Below are 362 nucleotides of genomic sequence, written 5' to 3'. Positions count from 1 at the left end.
GGGCTGCCGCGGCTCCAATGGAAGACGTGGATGCGGCTTGCACTCATTCCCGCTGGGGGCGACTGGAGGGACCTGAATAAAGTAGATTGGCAGAACCTGCGCGTAGTACACGAGCCACGGCGCGGCGCCTATGAAGTAGCGGACTGGAACGAAACGAGCAGGGCTGTTACCAGTACGGCTGGCCCCGGTCGTAGCAACGGCGTAACTGCGGTCTCGGACCCGCGCCTGCAGATCAACGGCGCGGGCAAGACCAACATCCTACGGATTCAGCCAGTGGACGATCCTTCCGTCTGCGTAACCGGGGCGGCAGGGCCGTATCAAGGCGGCGCCTGCGTCGCAGATCCTACACTTCCGGACCGCCC

Annotated in this window: 1 pseudogene; it reads left to right on the top strand. The window is 64.1% G+C overall.

Going from position 1 to position 362, the window contains the following annotated elements:
• Positions 1-30: 30 nt before the first annotated feature.
• A pseudogene (locus L692_RS33250) lies at positions 31-362 on the top strand (DNA cytosine methyltransferase); the annotation flags it as partial.

Source organism: Paenibacillus forsythiae T98 (assembly GCF_000520735.1).
In the GTDB taxonomy this organism is placed as follows: Bacteria; Bacillota; Bacilli; order Paenibacillales; family Paenibacillaceae; genus Paenibacillus_AQ; species Paenibacillus_AQ forsythiae.
The sequence above is the reverse complement of the archived record's forward strand: the minus strand, read 5'-3'. Positions and strand labels throughout refer to the sequence as shown.